The organism is Mesorhizobium sp. CU3 (assembly GCF_006442965.1).
GTDB lineage: Bacteria > Pseudomonadota > Alphaproteobacteria > Rhizobiales > Rhizobiaceae > Mesorhizobium.
On the sequence record NZ_VFWX01000005.1, the window covers coordinates 173,236 to 190,438 of the forward strand.

Below are 17,203 nucleotides of genomic sequence, written 5' to 3' on the forward strand. Positions count from 1 at the left end.
AACGCGCTCAGGCAAGCAGGCTCGCCGCTTCGTCCTCACCGAGCAGCGGCGGCTGGTCGACGGTGCCGACGATGGCGACCGAGTTGCGGCTTTCGCCGGAGGCCAGGATCGCCTCCATGATCTCCAGCACGTGCAGGGCCAGTTCGCCAGACGCGCGCGGCTTTCGCTTCTGCGACAGCGAGCGCGCCAGGTCGGCGACGCCGAGCATGCGGTAATTGGCGCGGTTGGGCGCCGCATAGGGCCAGTTGCGGGCGCCATAGAGTTCCTGCTCACTCTCGAAATCCTTCCAGTCGGCGCCGCGCTCGGACAACGAGACGGTGCCGCCGAATGTGTCGGGATCGGGGAGCCTGAGCGAGCCTTCCGTGCCGTGCAGTTCGATCGGATGGTTGGAATGCTTGAAGACGTCCCAGGAGGCGCCGAAGGTGACGGTGGCGCCGGAACGGAATTCGAGCAGCGACAGGATGTTGGTGGGCGTGCCGACCTTGAAGCTTGTGTTCTTGTAGGGGCCATCGGCGGTGATCAGCCGCTCTTCCTGGCCGCGCGTCGCCATCGCCATGACGCGGGCGACCGGGCCCAGCAGATTGACCAGTTGGGTGAGATAATAGGGACCCATGTCGAAGACCGGACCGCCGCCCGGCTGATAGTAGAATTGCGGGTTGGGATGCCAGTGTTCCATGCCGCGGCCCATCATGAAGGCGGTGCCGGTCACGGCGCGGCCGATCGCGCCCTCATCCATCAGGCGGCGCGCGCGGCGTCCGCCTGCGCCGAGGAAAGTGTCTGGCGCCGAGCCGATGGCAAGCCCGCGCTTCGCGGCCTCCGCGACGAGCTTGCGGCCGTCGCTGGCCGAGGTGGCGAGCGGCTTTTCGGTGAAGACATGCTTGCCGGCCGAGAGCGCCGAAAACGAGACGTCGAAATGCGCGGCGGGGATGGTCAGGTTGAGGACGAGATCGACCTCCGGATCGGCCATCAGTTCATCCACCGACAGCGCGCGGATGCCATATTCCTTGGCGCGCAGCGCGGCCATATCGGCGGAAATGTCGGCGCAGGCGCGCAATTCCACGCCGGTGAAAAGCGCCGCGTTGCGCAGGTAAGTCATCGAAATATTGCCGCAGCCGACGACGCCGATGCCGAGCTTCGACCCTGATTTTCCTTGCATTTCTACTCGACCTCCCGAGCGGCAGCGCATGCGGGCGGCCTCCTAAAGAGGCGGCGCGCGATTTTTTCAAGATTCGCTATACAGCATTTTAATTCTTGACGCGCGTAAAATTTTTATAGAGCATACGAACATGCCGGCTCGATATCGGAGGCCGCCGGCTTTTCAAGATCAGGGAATTCGGACTTATGAGCCTAGGAACCAAGGTGCGCCTTGCGCGCCTCTTCTCGCATCCATCGGGCAACCTTTTTGGCGGCGCGGTCGACCACTTCGTCGGCTATGGCGACGTGCGCAAAGGCGGCCTTGCAGATCTGCCCGGAGCGCTGGCGCGCGTCATGGCGGGCAAGCCCGACTATGTCAGCATCCAGCCCGGCACCGCGCGCCATCTTTGGCCTCAATATGCGGGCAAGGCTTCCCTGGTGATCCAGGCCGGCTGCTTCACCCCGGACGATCGCATCAGCGAGCTGATCGCAACGCCCGAGGATGCGGTGCGGGCGGGCGCCGATGCATTGGCCGTGGCCATTCCTGTGCGCGGCGCGACCGAGGGCAAATACATTCGCTGGCTGACGGATTCGGTGAATGCGGCGGCCCGCTACGGCATGCCGGTGGTGGCGCATATCTACCCGCGTGATTTCACCGACGGGCCAAAGATCGTCTTCACCCCCGACGAGATCGCCTATGCGGCGCGCATCGGCTACGAGTCCGGCGTCGATGTCATCAAGATCGGCTACACCGGCGATTTCGAATCGTTCCGGGAGACCGTCCGGACCTGCCCGGTGCCGGTCGTGATCGCGGGCGGGCCGAAGACCGATACGCTGCTCGGCGCGCTTCAGCAGACGGCGGACGCCATCCGCGCCGGCGCGCGCGGCGCCGTGGTGGGCCGCAATCTGTGGGGGCATGGCGACCCGCAGAAGGCAGCGCTTGCCTTTCGCGGCGTCATCCATGACGGCCTGTCGGCAGAAGACGCCCTGGCCAAGGCGGGCGCCTGAACGATGCCCGCCGTCCCCTCGATCCTCGGCTTCGGCGCCATTGCGATCGACGACATCGTCTATGTCGATCGGCCGTTATCGGCGGGCAAGGGGAAGGTTCGGCAAAGCGCTCGGGCTTTCGGCGGAAATGTCGCGACGGCGCTTGCCGCCGTCGCGCGGCTCGGCGGAAGCGCAGGGTTCGTCGGCTGGCTTAGTAGCGCCGCAGACGACGCCGTGCTGTGCGATCTCATCGAGAGCGGCGTCGAGACCGCGTTCGCGCCGCGCCACGCCGATGCGCGCCCGGTGCACTCGCGCATCACCGTCGGCTCGGACGGAGAACGGTTCATCGCCTATGACGACGAAGCGATGCTGGGCACCGCACCGGACTTTCCGGATGAAGTGCTCCGCAAGGCGGCCGTGCTGATCGTCGACAGTTACGCGATCCGCTCACTGGATGTCGTGGCCCGCGCCCGCGATCTCGGCCTTGCGATCCTCGGCGATATCGAATGGAGCAGCGGCCCTGCTACCGAGAGGCTGATCGCGCTCTGCGACCATCTCATTCTCCCGCTCGGCTTTGCGCGGGCCGCCACGGGCTGCCCATCGCCCGCCGAGATGCTCGATCGACTGTGGTCGCCGTCGCGGTCCGCCGTCGTTCTGACCGATGGCGGCAGGGGCGTATATTATCGCGGGCGTGAAGAGACAGGGCTCTGGCACCTGCCGCCGCACCGGGTTGCCGTCGTCGACACGACCGGCGCTGGCGACTGCTTTCATGGCGCCTATGCCCATGCATTGACGCGCGGCGCCGACACCGCCGGCCGGGTGGCATTCGCCGCCGCCGCGGCGGCCCTTTCGATAACGGGGCACGGCGGTCGCGAGGCGCTTCCGACCAACGACCAGGTCACTGAAATGCTGTCATCGGCGAACGCGCCGTCTGCAGTCGACCTGCAGTATGCGCAACTCGATACCGGAACATAGGCTGAAACGATCCGAAGAAATATTTCACAGGCGAAATAAGCCAAGAAGAACAACAAAAATCATCGGCTTGGACTTGTGGAGGGAGGAATATGGCAGAAGTCATTCTTGAGAATATCTGCAAAACCTACGGGAACAATTTTCGCGCGATCGACCAATTGAACCTGTCGGTCGAAGACGGCGAGTTCCTGATTCTGGTGGGGCCGTCCGGCTGCGGCAAATCCACCGCGTTGCGGATGATCGCGGGACTGGAGGACATCACCAGCGGCAGCCTTCGCATCGGCGGCGTCGACGTCGTCGACATGCCGCCCAAGGACCGCGACATCGCCATGGTCTTCCAGAGCTATGCGCTCTACCCGCATATGACGGTGTCCGAAAACATCGCCTTTTCGATGCGGCTGGCGGGCAAGCCCAAGGCCGAGCGCAAGAAACGCGTCGACGAGATCGCCAAGATCCTTCAGCTGACGTCGCTGCTGGACAGCAAACCCGCCAACCTCTCCGGTGGACAGCGCCAGCGGGTTGCCATGGGCCGCGCCATGGTGCGCGAACCGGCCGCCTTTCTTATGGACGAGCCGCTTTCCAATCTGGACGCGAAGCTGCGTGTCCAGATGCGCGCCGAAATCACCAGCCTGCAAAAGCAGCTCGGCGTGACCACCATCTACGTGACCCACGACCAGACCGAAGCGATGACGATGGGCGACAGGGTCGCGGTGCTGAAGGGCGGCGTGCTGCAGCAGGTCGACACACCGAAGCGGCTCTACGAGTCGCCCGTGAACGCCTTCGTCGCCGGCTTCATCGGTTCTCCCTCGATGAACCTTTTCGAGGGGACGCTGAAGGGCGACGAACTGATCGCCGGCAGCTTTGCCATCCGGCTGCAGGATGCAGCCTTCGTGCGCAGGCCGGGCCTGAGGTCCTATGCGGGACGCAAAATCGTGTTCGGGATCCGGCCGGAGCATCTCTATGACAGCGGCCTCGAATCCGGCCGCAAGTATCAGACGCTGCCGGCAAAGGTGACCTCGATCGAAGAGCTCGGGTCCGAACATATCGTGCATCTGAAGATCGACGCGGTCCGGGTGGACTCCGGCGATCCGGATGCGGTGCAGGATTTCGGCATGGCGTCGAACGCGGTGGCGAAATTCGAGCCGGAAAGCGCGGTCCACTCCGGCTCGGAAATCCGGTTGGCCCTGGATGATAGCAAACTCCATTTCTTCGATCCCGAGACGCATCTGGCGATCTGAAGAATTGCGGCAAGGCCCGCAGGCGGGAGCGAGGCGCCTGCGAATGAAGACTTCTGAATAAACCAGACGATCGTCCGCATTGTGCGGCCGATCTTAAAGAAGGAGGAGAAAATGACGTTTCGGATAAAACCCGCGATGCTGAAAATGGCCGCGGCGGCATGGTTGCTCGGCGCAACCAGCGCCATGGCGGACACGACGCTGGAATTCACCCAGTGGTGGGAGCCTGAGCTGCCCGCAGGCTCGCTGCGGAAGATCATGGACGAATTCGAGGCCGCTAACCCCGGCATCAAGGTGACGCTGGTCAGCGGCCCCTATGCGACGACGCGAGACCAGATCTCGGTTGGCGCGGCGACCGGCACGCTCAGCGACGTCGTCGGTCTCGACGGCGCCTGGGTGAACAATCTGAATGCGCAGGGCGCGCTTTCCGACATGAACCCGATGATGGATGCGAGCAAGTTCGACAAGGCCCAGGTCGCCGACATCATCAAGGTGGACGGCAAGGCGGTGATGTTCCCGGTCGCCTCGTTCGTCTATCCGGTCTTCGTCAATCTGGACCTCGCCGCCCAGGCGGGCGTGACCAAGCTGCCGTCGACCCGCGCGGAGTTCCTCGAAGCCGCCAAGAAGATGACCCATGCCGACAAGAACCAGTATGGCTGGGTGCTTCCGCTTTCGCTGCAGACGCCGTCCGGCGTCCAGAACGACATGATGTCGTGGGTCTGGGCTTCAGGCCAATCGATGATGGAGAACGGCAAGCCTGCGCTGGAGGGCAAGCCGGTGGTGGATATGCTGACCTTCGTCAAATCGCTCAATGACGCCGGCACCATCTCGCCCGGCATCGCCACCAAGACCGAGCAGGAAAAGGTCGAGGAATTCGTCAACGACCGGGTGGGCATGATGGTCGACTCGCTTGCGCATGTGAACCTCATCCGCAAACGCAATCCCAAGCTGAACTTCGACATCATCCCGGTTCCGGTCGTGGAGGGCTATACGGGCAAGCGCGGCCTTCCCTATGCCTCCTGGGGCATCGGCATTTCCGCGAGCTCGAAGCATCAGGAAGAGGCCTGGAAGCTCGTCCAGTATCTGATGAGCGAGAAGGTCAACGCCAAGCTGGTGTCGCTGGCCAACGCTTTCCCGGGCAACGTCAACGCCAAGCCCGACTTCGTGACCTCGGACAAGGCCTTCGGCAAGGCTTTCGAGATCTTCAAGTCCGGCTACCTCGCCAACGAGTTCACGGGCCTGCCGGTGGCAGAAGACCTGATGACCATGTTCGACGTGGAAGCCCAGAAGATGCTCGCCGGCGAGCAGTCTCCGGAACAGGCGGCCGCCGCCGCCCAGAAGGGCTGGATGGCGAAATTCTGATCTAACTGTCTTACGATCTTCGACCGGGAGGCCCGACTTCGGAAAGGCCTCCCGGCAACAACGCAGCGGCAACGCGAGTGTTTGCGAAGCTCACCTTCTCTTGAAGGCGTATCCCAAGGTTGGCACATGACCCGGCAAAAGCGCTCCCGTAGCAGACTGAAACGAGCGGTCGCACCCTATCTCTATCTGTCGCCCTCGCTGGTGATCATCGGCCTTTTGATGCTGCTGCCGATGGTGACGGTGATCGGCTATTCGTTCCAGAACAGCGCGGTGCTGCGTCGCGACCCGTCCTTTGCCGGACTGAAACACTATCAGGCGATCTTCGCCGACCCGGTCTTCTGGGCTTCGCTGGGACACACGCTCTACTTCACCTGCATGAGCGTGGTTTTCCACATGACCATCGGCATGATCTTCGCGCTGATGCTGAACAGCGACCGCATCAATCCGATACTGCGCAACATTCTGCGCGTTCTCTACATACTGCCCTGGCTGTTCACGGCGGTGATCATCGCCGTGATCTGGCGCCTACTGCTCGAGCCGAACGGCGTGGTGAACAGCGTTCTCATACAATTGGGCATCATCGGCTCCAAGATCGAGTGGTTTTCCTCGCCCGAGACCGCGCTGCACGCCGTCACTTTCGCCAACATCTGGGCGGGCTATCCGCTCTTCATGGTCAGCCTGCTCGCGGGCCTGCAGGGCATTCCCAAGGATTTCTACGAAGCCGCCGATATCGACGGCGCGAAGGCCTACCAGAAGCTGATTTTCATCACCATTCCGCAGTTGATGCCGATCATCATCAGCATCTCGCTGCTCGATTTCATCTGGACGATGCAGGTCTTCCCGTTGATCTGGATCACGACGGGCGGCGGTCCGATCTACTCGACCGAGGTGCTGAGCACCTACACCTACAAGCTGGCCTTCTCGAGCTACAACCTGTCCCAGGCGTCGGCGAGCGCCGTGGTCATCCTGCTGATCTCGCTCGGCCTGACGCTGTTCTACATCCGCTATCAAAAGGCGCGGTAGTCCCATGAGGAAACGAAACACGCCGAAAGACAGGCTGATCACGGTCGCGCTGCATGTCGCGCTTGCAGCGGGGCTGTTCTTCGCGGCTTTCCCGATCTACTGGATGCTGACCAGCTCGTTCAAGTCGAACACCGAGATCTTTGCCCTGCCGCCAACCATCCTGCCGAAAGCCTTCACGCTGGAAGCCTATGCAGCCATCCTTGGCGATCCGGTCAAGCTGCGCTTCTTCTTCAACAGCTACTTCGTGGCCTTCGCGGTGACCGTGCTGACGGTGCTGATCGCCTTGCTCGCGGCCTATGGCTTCAGCCGCTTCAATTTCCGCGGCAAGGGCAGCCTGAACACGCTCATCATCAGCACGCAGACGATCCCGCCGATCACGCTTCTGATCCCCTTCTTCGGGCTCGTCGTCTCGTATCGCATCTTCGACACCTATATCGCGCTGATCGTGACCTATCTGGTGTTCACCCTGCCATACGCGATCCTTTTGATGACCGGATATCTCAACACCTTGCCGCGCGATCTCGACGAGGCCGTCGCGGTCGACGGCGGCACCAGTTGGACGGCGCTCTGGCGGGTAATCGTGCCGATCTCGCTGCCCGGCATCGTGGCGACGTCGGTCTACACGTTCCTTTTGTGCTGGAACGAGTTCCTCTTCGCGCTGACGCTGACCAAGTCGACCTCGATGCGCACCGTCCCGATCGGCATCCAGCTGTTGATGGGCCAGCACGCCTTCGAGTGGAACCAGATGATGGCGATGAGCGTGCTCGGCTCGCTGCCATTGTTGCTCATCTACCTCCTTGCCCAGAGGTTCTTCCTCGCAGGCATGACCGCGGGCTCAGTCAAATAGGATGTCCGGTCCACGCGAAGCGACATCAAGGAATAGTCGGTATCAGGGAATGAAAGAATGACCGTGAAAGACCTCAAAGTCGGCTGCCAGACCTTTACCTGGGAGATGCTCGGCGACCGTTTTGCCGGCGGCCCGGACGATCTGCTGAAGGCGATTTCCGATGGCGGCTATGCAGGCATAGAGATCACCGACACGATGATCGGCCGCTATGCCGGCAAGCCGGCGGAATTCGCCGCGGCGCTGAAGGCTTCGGGCCTTACTTTGGTCTCCTTCGCCTTCGGTTCGGAAAGCGGCTTCACGCTCAAGGAGAAAATCGGCGAGGACCTCGAAGCCGCCAAGCGCTGGATCGACTTTGCCGCCGCCTTCCCCGGAGCGCTGGTCTCGATGGGCTCGGCGACCGTCGTCTCCGACGGGCCGCGCGACGACAAGTTCGCCATCGCGGCGGAAGTCTACAACCGGGCCGGCGAGCTCGGCCGCAAGGCCGGCGTCCAGGTCGCGGTGCATCCGAGCTCGCATCACAACACACTGCTCTACGACCGCGCCGATTACGATCGGATCTTCTCCCTGATCGATGCTTCGCTGGTCGGCTGGGTGCCGGACACCGGCCACATCTTGCGCGGGCACAAGGACATGGCCGACACGCTGACCACCTATCGCGAGCGCATCCGCTACGTGCATCTGAAGGACGTCGACGCGAGCGGCACCTGGGCGATGCTCGGCGAGGGCGTCTGCGACACGGCAAAGGTGATCGAGATCGCAAGTGCTGCCCCCAACTTCAACGGCTGGCTGGTGCTGGAGGAGGAATCCGAAACCGCCGCCGCCGATCCGGCGGGCGCGGTCAAGACCAACCGCCAGACCATGCGCGGCTACGGAGCCTGAGGATGATCGCCAAGAAAGACCGCCGTCTTCGTGTCGGTGTGCTCGGCTGCGGACCGATCGCGCAGTTCGCGCATCTGGAGAGTTGCGTGAAGGCGGCCAATGCCGATCTCTACGCGATCTGCGACGCCGCACCCGATCTTCTGGCGCGCATGGGCGCAACCTACGAGCCGCAGAAGATGTATGGCGACTATGACGCAATGCTCGCCGATACAGAACTCGAGGCGGTGATCGTCGCCACTTCGGACGCCTATCACGTGCCGATGTCGATCAAGGCGTTGGAAGCCGGCAAGCATGTGCTGTGCGAAAAGCCGATCGGCGTCTCCGTCGAGGAAGGCCAGAAGCTCGCCGAGGCGGTCAAACGCTCCGGCAAGGTGCTGCAGGTTGGGCACATGAAGCGCTTCGATCCGGCCTTGGAAGCCGCGCGCGATTTCGTGCGCGACGAGATGGGCGATATCCTGGCGCTGAAGGCCTGGTATTGCGATTCCACGCACCGCTACACCAACACCGACGCCGTGCAGCCGCTGCCCGTCACCAGCAAGCTGGCGAGGAAGCCGGCCGGCAATCCGAAGGCGGATCTGCGGCAATATTTCATGCTGGCGCATGGCTCGCATCTGGTCGATACGGCACGCTTCCTCGTCGGCGAGATCACCGCCGTGCGCGCGCGGCTGCATGAAAAATTCGGCGCCTATTGCTGGTTCGTCGAGACCGAATTCGCCAATGGCGCGCTCGGCCATCTCGATCTCACCGTTGCCGTGCGCATGGACTGGCACGAGGGCTTCCAGCTCTACGGCCAAAACGGCTCGGTGATCGCGAAGACCTTCAATCCCTGGTATTTCCGCGCCAGCGAGGTCGACATCTTCCACGAGAAGGACGCGACCTCGCGCAAGCCGCTCGGCGCCGACGGCCATTTCTTCCGCCGCCAGTTGGAAGGCCTCGCCGACACGGTGCTCGACGGCAAGCCGCAGCGCGGCGCTACCGTCGAGGATGGGCTCGCCTCGATCCGCGCCATGGTGGCCATCGCCCGCTCCGTCGAGAGCGGCGAACGCGTCGAGCTCGCCGGCGTAACGGGAGCGGTCTGATGGAGATCGGGGTGTTCGCCAAGACGTTTCCGGGCAGCGCGCCGGCTGGCGTGCTCGCCGCCGTGCGCGATGCGGGCTTTGCGGTCACCCAGTTCAACCTCGCCTGCGCCGGCCTGCCGTCGATGCCGGACGCGGTTTCGTACGACGCGATCCGCGCCATCGATGCCGCCGCGAAAGCTTCGGGCATCGGTCTCGTCGCGCTCTCCGGCACCTACAACATGGCGCATCCCGACAAACGCGTGCGCGACGACGGATTGCGGCGGCTTGCGGTCGTGATTGAAACCGCCGCCAGGCTGTCCACGCCGCTCGTCACGCTCTGCACGGGAACGCGCAACGCCGAGGACCAGTGGGCGCACCACCCCGACAATGCCGATCCTTCGGCCTGGGCCGACATGGCACGCGAGATGGGAAAGGCCTTGCAACTCGCCGAGCAGCATGGCGTCGATCTCGGCATCGAGCCGGAGCAGGCCAACATCGTCACGTCCGCCGACGACGCGATGCGGCTGATCGGCGAGATGGGCTCGAAGCGATTGCGGGTGGTTCTCGATCCGGCGAACCTGTTTGAAAAGGCGGACACCGACGAGGCGCGCAGCATCGTTGCAAAGGCGGTTGACCGCACGGCGGGCCATGTCTCGCTGGCCCACGCCAAGGACCGCTTCGCCGATGGCCGCTTCGCTACCGCCGGGCAAGGCGTGGTCGATTTCGCCGACTTCGTCGCCCGGCTGAAAGCCGCCGGCTTCGACGGGCCGCTGGTGACGCATGGGCTCTCGGCCGAAGAAGCGCCCGGCGTCGCTCGCTTTCTGAAGGGGTTCGGCTGATGGTCCGCCTGGCCACCTTGCTGCGCAGAGACGCCGCGCTCCGGCTCTACGATGCCGGCAGCGGACTTCCGGTCGTCTTCCAGCACGGGCTCGGCGGCGGCGAGGCGCAGGTCGCGCAGACCTTTCCCACCGGCTTCCGGCGCGTGACGCTGGAGTGCCGCGGCCATGGCGGCTCCAGTCTTGGCGAGCGCCGGCCGTTTTCCTTCGAGATGTTCGCCGACGACGTGCTCGCGGCCGCCGACCAGGCCGGGCTCGAGCGTTTCGTCGCCGGCGGCGTCTCGATGGGCGCGGCGATCGCGCTGCGTCTCGCCTGCCGGCACCCGAAGCGCGTCTCTGCCCTGGTGCTGGTGCGACCGGCCTGGACCTTCGCCGCCGCGCCGGAGAACATGCGGCCGATCGCGGAAGTCGCCGAACTCATCCTCCAACATGACATCGACGAGGCGCGGACGCTCTTCGCGCAATCCGCGACCGCCACGCGCCTCTATCGCGAAGCGCCCGACAATCTGTCCTCGCTGCTCGGCTATTTCGACCGGCCGGACGCCAAAGGCTTCGCGCAGGTGCTCGCCAACATCGCCAGCGACGGTCCAGGCGTTTCCGAACGCGACGTCGCGGGGCTTGCCATTCCAGCCCTTGTCGTCGGCAACGCGATGGATGCCGTGCACCCTCTGTCGAGCGCCTATACGCTGGCCGCCGCGATCCCCAACGCCACCTTCGCGGAAGTGACGCCGAAGGCAGCCGACAGCAAGAAACATTTCAACGAGTTGCACGCGCAGATCACGACCTTCCTTCAGTCCCACTCGAAAGTCCGGAGCCTTCTTCCGTCATGACCAGCAAACCCCTCTCCGGCCCCGCGGCAATCGCCGCACTTCCCCGCAACCGGCTGCTCGGCGAATTCTCGCTGTGGTCGGCAGACCTCGCCAATATGGAGCGAGACCTGAAGCGCATCGAAGCCCATGCCGACCTGCACCACATCGACGTGGCGGATGCACGCTTCACGCCGGGCTTCCTGTTCTTCCCCGACCTCGTCGCCCGCATCGCCAAGCTGACAGCAAGGCCGATCCACGTGCATCTGATGGTCGAAGCGGAGATCGTCGAGGCGCAGACGCGCCAGTTCATCGAGGCCGGCGCCGACCTGATCACCATCCACGCCGAGAATGGCGAGGCGGGCCTGCGCGCGGTCAAGCTGGCACGCGAGCTCGGCGCCGAGGCCGGCGTGGTGCTGCGGCTGGAGACACCCGTGTCGGCGATCGTCCCCTTCCTGCCGGACGTCGCCTTCGTCACGCTGCTCGGCACCTCGATCGGCGTCAAGGGACAGAGCCTGTCGGAAAAGGCCTGCCCGCGGCTGATCGAGGCGCGCGCGCTGATGCGGCAGGCCGGCCGCGAGGCCGAGATCATCCTTGCCGCCGATGGCGGCATCCGTCACGAAACCGTGCCGCTGCTGCGCGCAGCCGGCGCCGACACGGTGGTGCTCGGCTCGCTCGCCTTCGGCGACCCCGACCTTGCGCAACGCATGGCCTGGCTGCACGGGCTGAAGGCCGCCGCCTGATGAGCACGGTTGCGCTAGCCTTCGATCTCGGCGGCACGGAGCTGCGCGGCGCACTGGTAGAGCGCAGCGGCGAGGTTGTCGCGCGCGTGTCCGAACCGACGCTTGCCGGAGCGGGATCGGAGGCGGTGATCGGCCAGATCATCGCGCTTGCCAACAAACTGCTCGACGAAAACTCGCTAGCCAAGGTCATCGGCATCGGTGCCTGCGCGCCGGGGCCGCTCGATCCCAAGGCCGGCATCGTCATCGGTCCGCCGACGCTGGCCGGCTGGCACAACGTGCCGCTGATCGACATCCTCAGCCGGCAGTTCGGCCTGCCGGTGCGGCTGGAGAACGATGCCAATGCTGCAGCGCTCGGCGAGTGGCGCTTTGGCGCCGGCCGCGGCACGGAATCGCTGGTCTTCGTCACGGTGTCGACCGGCATCGGCGGCGGCGTCGTCGCCGACGGCCACATCTATCACGGCCGGCGCGGACTTGCGGCCGAGATCGGCCACATGACCATCACCGGCGAAGGCGATCGCTGTTTTTGCGGCGCTGTCGGCTGCTTCGAAGCGGTCGCCTCCGGCACCGCACTCGGGCGACGCGCCACGCGCCTCACCGCGCCGGGCGACGGTTCGCTGCTCAGGCGCCTGTCGAAGGACGGCGACGTGTCGGCCCGGCATGTCGTGGAGGCGGCGCGGACGGGCGATGCGACTGCCCGCGATCTCGTCGAGGCCGAAGCGAAGTGGCTGGGTATCGGCTTCACCAATCTGCTGCACCTTTATTCGCCGGAACTGATCGTCATGGGTGGCGGGCTCGCCAACGGCTTCGACCTGCTTTCGCCGACGATCCGGGCGACGATCGACGAGCGGGCGATGCCGGCCTATCGCGACGTGCCGATCGTGCCGGCCGAGCTCGGCGACCGCGCTGGCCTGGTCGGTGCGGCAAGCCTGATCCTGTGGGAGGGCGAGCCGGGCACGGCGCTGTCGATGGTACAGAACGAAGAGTCGAAGACCGACGGAGCGGCCGACGCCAGAGTCGGATGATTTCAAGCGTCGGCGTCAGCCTGCGAGGATAAAGCGGAGCGCCTTTCCCATCATCCCGCAGCGACGCACATCAAAATACACTGTGCTGCATTTTAATTCTTGACGTACGTAAAATTTTTCTCGACCATGCGGAAATGCTGACGCGATACCGTCAGCGCTCTGGGAGGAGCAATGCCTGACATAGAAGGAAACCCGAACCGGGTGCGCCTTGCGCGCGCCAGCCGGTTTTTCCAGCGCAAGCGCAGGGGTCGCTTGCGGTCAGGCATGCAGATCGCAGAACAACGAGCCGACAATCAAAAATCCGGAGGAGGAAGACATATGCGCATGTTGAATTGCCTGGCGCTCGGCGCCAGCCTGCTTGCCACGACGCTTGCCGCCCATGCCGACGACGCGAAGGTCGCGGCGATCGTCAAAGGGCTCGACAATCCGTTCTTCCAGACCATGCAGAAGGGCATCGAGGAGCAGGCCAAGGCCGACAGCGTCGCAGTCACCGTGCAGGCTGCCGCCAATATGGGCGACGCGACCGGGCAGGCCGACAAGCTGACCGCGATGGCGCTGCAGGATTACGATTGCTACATCGTCAATCCGATCAGCGTCTCCAACCTGGTGCAGGCGCTGGTGCCGGTGGCGCAGAAGAAGAAACCGATCGTCAACATCGACTCGACCATCGACGCCGAACAGGCCAAGGCCGCGGGCTTCGCCGTCTCGACCTATATCGGCACCGACAATGTCGCCGCCGGCGCGCTGGCCGGCGAGGAGATGCTGAAGCTGGTGCCGAAGGGCTCCAAGGTGGCGCTGATCGCCGGCATCGTCGGCGACGTCGGCTCGAACGCCCGCATCAAGGGCTTCAAGCAGGCCGTCGAAGGCAAGCTCGAAGTCGTCGTGATGGTGAGCGCCGACTGGGACCGCGAGAAGGCGCTGACCGCCGCCACCGATATCCTGGCCGCCCACCCTGATCTCGCCGGCTTTTTCGCCGCCAACGACATCATGGCGCTCGGCGTCGAGCGCGCGGTGCAGACCTCCGGCAAGGACGTCAAGGTGATCGGCCTCGACGGCATCGTCGACGCGCTGAAGTCGGTCGCTGCCGGCGAACTCACCGCCACCGTCGCGCAGTATCCCTATGTGGTCGGCGCGATGGGCGTGGAAGCCTGCAAGGCAGCGGCGATGGGCAAGGAACTGCCCGCCAACGTGCCGGCGCCGGTGCTCCTGATCAACAAGGACAATGCCGAAGCCTCGCTGAAGAACTTCCCGCGGCCGGGCGGCGACTATCCCGATCCGCTGCGTGAGATGCTGAAGTGAGTCTTCCGACCGATAACGCGCCCGCCAACCCACAGGCGGGCGCGATGGAGGAGAGCCGTTCCTCCCTTGCGGCTCTCCTCCTCGATCCTTCCTTCTGGGCCGATTGGGCATCCGTCGTCGGCCTGGTCGGCCTCATCATCCTGTTCGGCGTCACCTCGCCGGTCTTCCTCAGCGTCGCCAATCTGCAGGCGCTGCTGCTTGCCGCCGCGATCCTGGTGGTGCTGTCGATCGGCCAGACCTTCGTCGTGGCGACCTCCGGCATCGATCTCTCGCTCGCCGCTTCGGTCATGCTGGGCGCCGTCATCCTCGGCCTGATCCACGCCGCCGGCTTGGGCATCTTCGCCGCCTGCGTCGCGGCGGTCGCCGCCACCAGCGCAATCGGCCTCCTCAACGGCGTGCTGATCACAACGGGGCGCATTCCCGATTTCGTGGTGACGCTCGGCACGCTTTCCGGCATCACCGGCCTTGGCCTGATCATCTCGGGCGGCGAGCCGACCATGGTCGGCTCCACCTTCCTGCTCAAGCTCGCCTCAGGCAAATTCGGACCGTTCGGCTATCCGGTCTGGGTGGCGATCGCGGCGGTGATCATCGCCCATATCGCGCTCTACCACACGCGCTTCGGCGTGCATCTCTTGGCCACCGGCGGCCAGGCCGAAAGCGCTGCGGCACTCGGCATCCGCACCAACCGGGTGAAGATCGCCGCCTACACGATCTCCGGCTTCTGCGCCGGCATCGCCGCGATCCTGCTTGTCGCGCGCATCGGCTCGGCCGAGCCGCAGATCAACACCAGCCTGCTGCTCAATTCGGTGGCAGCCGTGGTGCTGGGCGGGGTCAGCCTGTTCGGCGGCCGCGCCAGCATCCTCGGCCCGGCCATCGGCGCATTGATGCTGACGGCGCTCGTCAACGGACTGACGCTGCTTTCCGTCTCGGCCTTTTACCAACCGCTTGCGGTCGGCGTCATCGTCGTCCTGGCGGCACTGATCATGCGGTACCAGAAATGAGCGCGGCCATTCACATCCCGCCCACCGAGGCGATCCTGGCCTGCCAAGGGCTGAGCAAGCATTTCGGCGGCATCCGCGCTTTCACCGATGTCGACTTCCAGGCCCGCCGCGGCGAGGTGACGGCGGTGATCGGCGACAACGGCGCCGGCAAATCGACCTTGATCCGCTGCCTGGTCGGCGTGCATCAACCCGACGGCGGCGCGATCCATTTCGACGGCCGGCCGCATCCGTTCGCCAATCCGGACGGCGCGCGCAAGGCCGGCATCGAGACGGTGCACCAGAACCTCGCGCTGATCGACGAATTGACGGTGGCGCAGAACCTCTTCCTCAACCGCGAGATCGTTCGACGCATCGGGCCGTTCGCGCTGCTGGACCGCAAGGCGATGAAGACGCAGGCGCGCGCCATGCTGTCTAAGCTATCGATCAACGTGCCCTCGGTGGGCCAGCGCGTGCGACGGCTTTCGGGCGGGCAGCGGCAGGCGATCTCGATCTGCCGCGCCGCCGGCTCCGGCGCCAAGCTGGTGGTGATGGACGAGCCGACCGCCGCGCTCGGCGTGCAGGAGACGGCCAATGTCGAGGCGCTGATCCGGCGCCTGCGCGAGCAAGGCGTCAGCGTCATCCTGATCAGCCACAATTTCGATCAGGTGCGACGCCTCTCCGACCAGATCTGGGTGATGCGCGCCGGCAAGATGGTGGCGACGGTGCGTTCCGCCGAAACCACCGGCAACGAGTTGGTGGCGCTGGTGACCGGCGCGGCCTGACGCGCCGCGCTTCATGGAATTTTGAAAACATTGAAAGGAAGTATGCCGTGGCGCTGATCCGTGTCGGGCTTGTGGGTCTTGGGGAAGTCGCGCAGTCGATCCATCTGCCTGTATTGGCTGACCAGCGCGACCGCTGGGTGATCGCCGGCGTGCATGACGTCTCACTGAACCTGGTGAAACTCGTCACCTCGGAATATGCGACCGCCAAGGCCTATGAGAGCGCGGAGGCGCTGATCAATTCGCCGGATATCGACGCGGTCTTCGTGCTCTCTTCCGATGACACGCATAGCCGCTTCGTGCGCGCCGCGATCCAAGCCAACAAACACATCCTGCTCGAGAAACCGGCCTGCCTGACGGTGCGCGAGATCGACGAGCTGCTGGCGCTGAGCAAGGACTACGGCAAGACCATCTTCGTCGGCTATATGCGTCGCTACGCGCCGGCCTATCTGGCGGCGCGCGACGAATTGCCGGCGCATGCCGACATCACCCATGTACGCATCTTCGACCTGATCTCCGAGGGCCGGCATTTCCTGAAGAAAAGCCAGAACGTCCTCTACCCGACCGACATCGATCCGGCGATCCTGTCGCGCGGCGCCAAGGAGCGCGATACGCTGATCCGCGAGGTGGTGGGCAAGGACGCGTCCGCCGATCTGATGCGCGCCTATCGCGGGCTGACGGCACTATCCTCGCATCACATCTCGGCGATGCGCGGGCTGATCGGCGAACCGCAGCGCGTGGTCGCGGCGCACCGCACCAATGGCGGTGCCAACACCAGCGTCACCTTCGACTACGGCCATTTCGCCTGCCTCTATGACGCGGTGGTCGACGATCTCGGCCTGTTCGACGCCATGATCGAGGTGCGCTCCAACACCAAGCGGGTGCGCATCATCTACGACACGCCCTATATCCGCAGCCTGCCGACGCGGCTGGAGGTGACCGAAGCCGGACCGCTCGGCCCGGTGACCAAGGCGTTCGGGCCGCTCTATGGCGATGCCTTCTCCAACGAGCTGGAGATCTTCCATCGCCACATCATGGAGGGCACCAGGCCGCTCACCGACCTCGCGGATTCACGCCGGGATCTCGCGCTGATGGCTGAGATCATCGAGCGGATGAAGGAGAGCGGCGGGAACTGAGGCCGGACAGATGCCGATACCGCTAACTTCCTGACCTTGGCTATCAATCGAGGACGCACAATTGCCGCGCTTCCGCCACGGCGGCGATAAAATGCGGACGGCAGG

The 17,203-nt window shown here is 64.7% G+C and carries 17 protein-coding genes; 16 read left to right on the forward strand and 1 reads right to left on the reverse strand.

The genetic code is table 11. From position 1 onward, the window contains the following. Positions 1-7: 7 nt before the first annotated feature. Entirely contained in the window at positions 8-1,156 is a 1,149-nt protein-coding gene (locus FJ988_RS10115; protein WP_140817020.1) for a Gfo/Idh/MocA family protein, read from the reverse strand. A gap of 185 nt (positions 1,157-1,341) precedes the next feature. Here FJ988_RS10115 and FJ988_RS10120 point away from each other — a divergent pair, with 185 nt between their 5' ends. The 16 genes from FJ988_RS10120 (at position 1,342) to FJ988_RS10195 (ending at position 17,098) form a co-directional block, all read left to right on the forward strand. Next, the gene (locus FJ988_RS10120) at positions 1,342-2,142 is read left to right on the forward strand and encodes a class I fructose-bisphosphate aldolase (protein WP_140817022.1); all 801 of its coding nucleotides are present in this window, start codon (positions 1,342-1,344) and stop codon (positions 2,140-2,142) included. A gap of 3 nt (positions 2,143-2,145) precedes the next feature. Further along, complete coding sequence (locus FJ988_RS10125) at positions 2,146-3,096, forward strand: PfkB family carbohydrate kinase (RefSeq protein WP_140817023.1); 951 nt, start codon at positions 2,146-2,148, stop codon at positions 3,094-3,096. Positions 3,097-3,185: 89 nt separating this feature from the next. Beyond that, entirely contained in the window at positions 3,186-4,331 is a 1,146-nt protein-coding gene (locus FJ988_RS10130; RefSeq protein WP_140817025.1) for an ABC transporter ATP-binding protein, read from the forward strand. A 111-nt stretch (positions 4,332-4,442) separates the two neighbouring features. Beyond that, positions 4,443-5,690, forward strand: coding sequence for a sugar ABC transporter substrate-binding protein (locus FJ988_RS10135; RefSeq protein ID WP_140817027.1), 1,248 nt, complete (start codon positions 4,443-4,445; stop codon positions 5,688-5,690). Positions 5,691-5,816: 126 nt separating this feature from the next. Then, a complete protein-coding gene (locus FJ988_RS10140; RefSeq protein ID WP_140817029.1) occupies positions 5,817-6,713 on the forward strand; it encodes a carbohydrate ABC transporter permease in 897 nt (298 codons plus the stop codon). Positions 6,714-6,717: 4 nt separating this feature from the next. Beyond that, positions 6,718-7,560 carry a carbohydrate ABC transporter permease gene (locus FJ988_RS10145; RefSeq protein WP_140817031.1) on the forward strand — a complete coding sequence of 281 codons (843 nt, stop codon included), beginning with the start codon at positions 6,718-6,720 and terminating at the stop codon, positions 7,558-7,560. Positions 7,561-7,617: 57 nt separating this feature from the next. Beyond that, positions 7,618-8,439: a sugar phosphate isomerase/epimerase gene (locus FJ988_RS10150; RefSeq protein ID WP_140817033.1), complete on the forward strand. Its 822-nt coding sequence runs from the start codon at positions 7,618-7,620 to the stop codon at positions 8,437-8,439. A gap of 2 nt (positions 8,440-8,441) precedes the next feature. After that, positions 8,442-9,518: a Gfo/Idh/MocA family protein gene (locus FJ988_RS10155; RefSeq protein WP_140817035.1), complete on the forward strand. Its 1,077-nt coding sequence runs from the start codon at positions 8,442-8,444 to the stop codon at positions 9,516-9,518. Then, positions 9,518-10,336, forward strand: coding sequence for a sugar phosphate isomerase/epimerase (locus tag FJ988_RS10160; RefSeq protein ID WP_140817037.1), 819 nt, complete (start codon positions 9,518-9,520; stop codon positions 10,334-10,336). Before FJ988_RS10155 ends, FJ988_RS10160 begins: the two co-directional genes overlap by 1 nt. Further along, positions 10,336-11,163 (forward strand): alpha/beta fold hydrolase, encoded by an 828-nt coding sequence (locus FJ988_RS10165; protein WP_140817039.1) that lies wholly within the window; start codon positions 10,336-10,338, stop codon positions 11,161-11,163. Before FJ988_RS10160 ends, FJ988_RS10165 begins: the two co-directional genes overlap by 1 nt. Further along, the gene (locus tag FJ988_RS10170) at positions 11,160-11,882 is read left to right on the forward strand and encodes a ribulose-phosphate 3-epimerase (protein ID WP_140817040.1); all 723 of its coding nucleotides are present in this window, start codon (positions 11,160-11,162) and stop codon (positions 11,880-11,882) included. Before FJ988_RS10165 ends, FJ988_RS10170 begins: the two co-directional genes overlap by 4 nt. Further along, positions 11,882-12,904, forward strand: a complete 1,023-nt coding sequence (locus FJ988_RS10175; RefSeq protein WP_140817042.1) for an ROK family protein — start codon at positions 11,882-11,884, stop codon at positions 12,902-12,904. The genes FJ988_RS10170 and FJ988_RS10175 overlap by 1 nt, the downstream gene beginning before the upstream one ends. Before the next feature lie 318 nt (positions 12,905-13,222). Then, positions 13,223-14,203, forward strand: a complete 981-nt coding sequence (locus tag FJ988_RS10180; RefSeq protein ID WP_140817043.1) for a substrate-binding domain-containing protein — start codon at positions 13,223-13,225, stop codon at positions 14,201-14,203. Next, positions 14,200-15,204 (forward strand): ABC transporter permease, encoded by a 1,005-nt coding sequence (locus tag FJ988_RS10185; RefSeq protein WP_140817045.1) that lies wholly within the window; start codon positions 14,200-14,202, stop codon positions 15,202-15,204. The genes FJ988_RS10180 and FJ988_RS10185 overlap by 4 nt, the downstream gene beginning before the upstream one ends. Beyond that, positions 15,201-15,965 carry an ATP-binding cassette domain-containing protein gene (locus FJ988_RS10190; protein ID WP_140817046.1) on the forward strand — a complete coding sequence of 255 codons (765 nt, stop codon included), beginning with the start codon at positions 15,201-15,203 and terminating at the stop codon, positions 15,963-15,965. The genes FJ988_RS10185 and FJ988_RS10190 overlap by 4 nt, the downstream gene beginning before the upstream one ends. A 47-nt stretch (positions 15,966-16,012) precedes the next feature. Further along, positions 16,013-17,098 carry a Gfo/Idh/MocA family protein gene (locus tag FJ988_RS10195; protein ID WP_140817047.1) on the forward strand — a complete coding sequence of 362 codons (1,086 nt, stop codon included), beginning with the start codon at positions 16,013-16,015 and terminating at the stop codon, positions 17,096-17,098. The last annotated feature ends 105 nt before the right edge of the window (positions 17,099-17,203 follow it).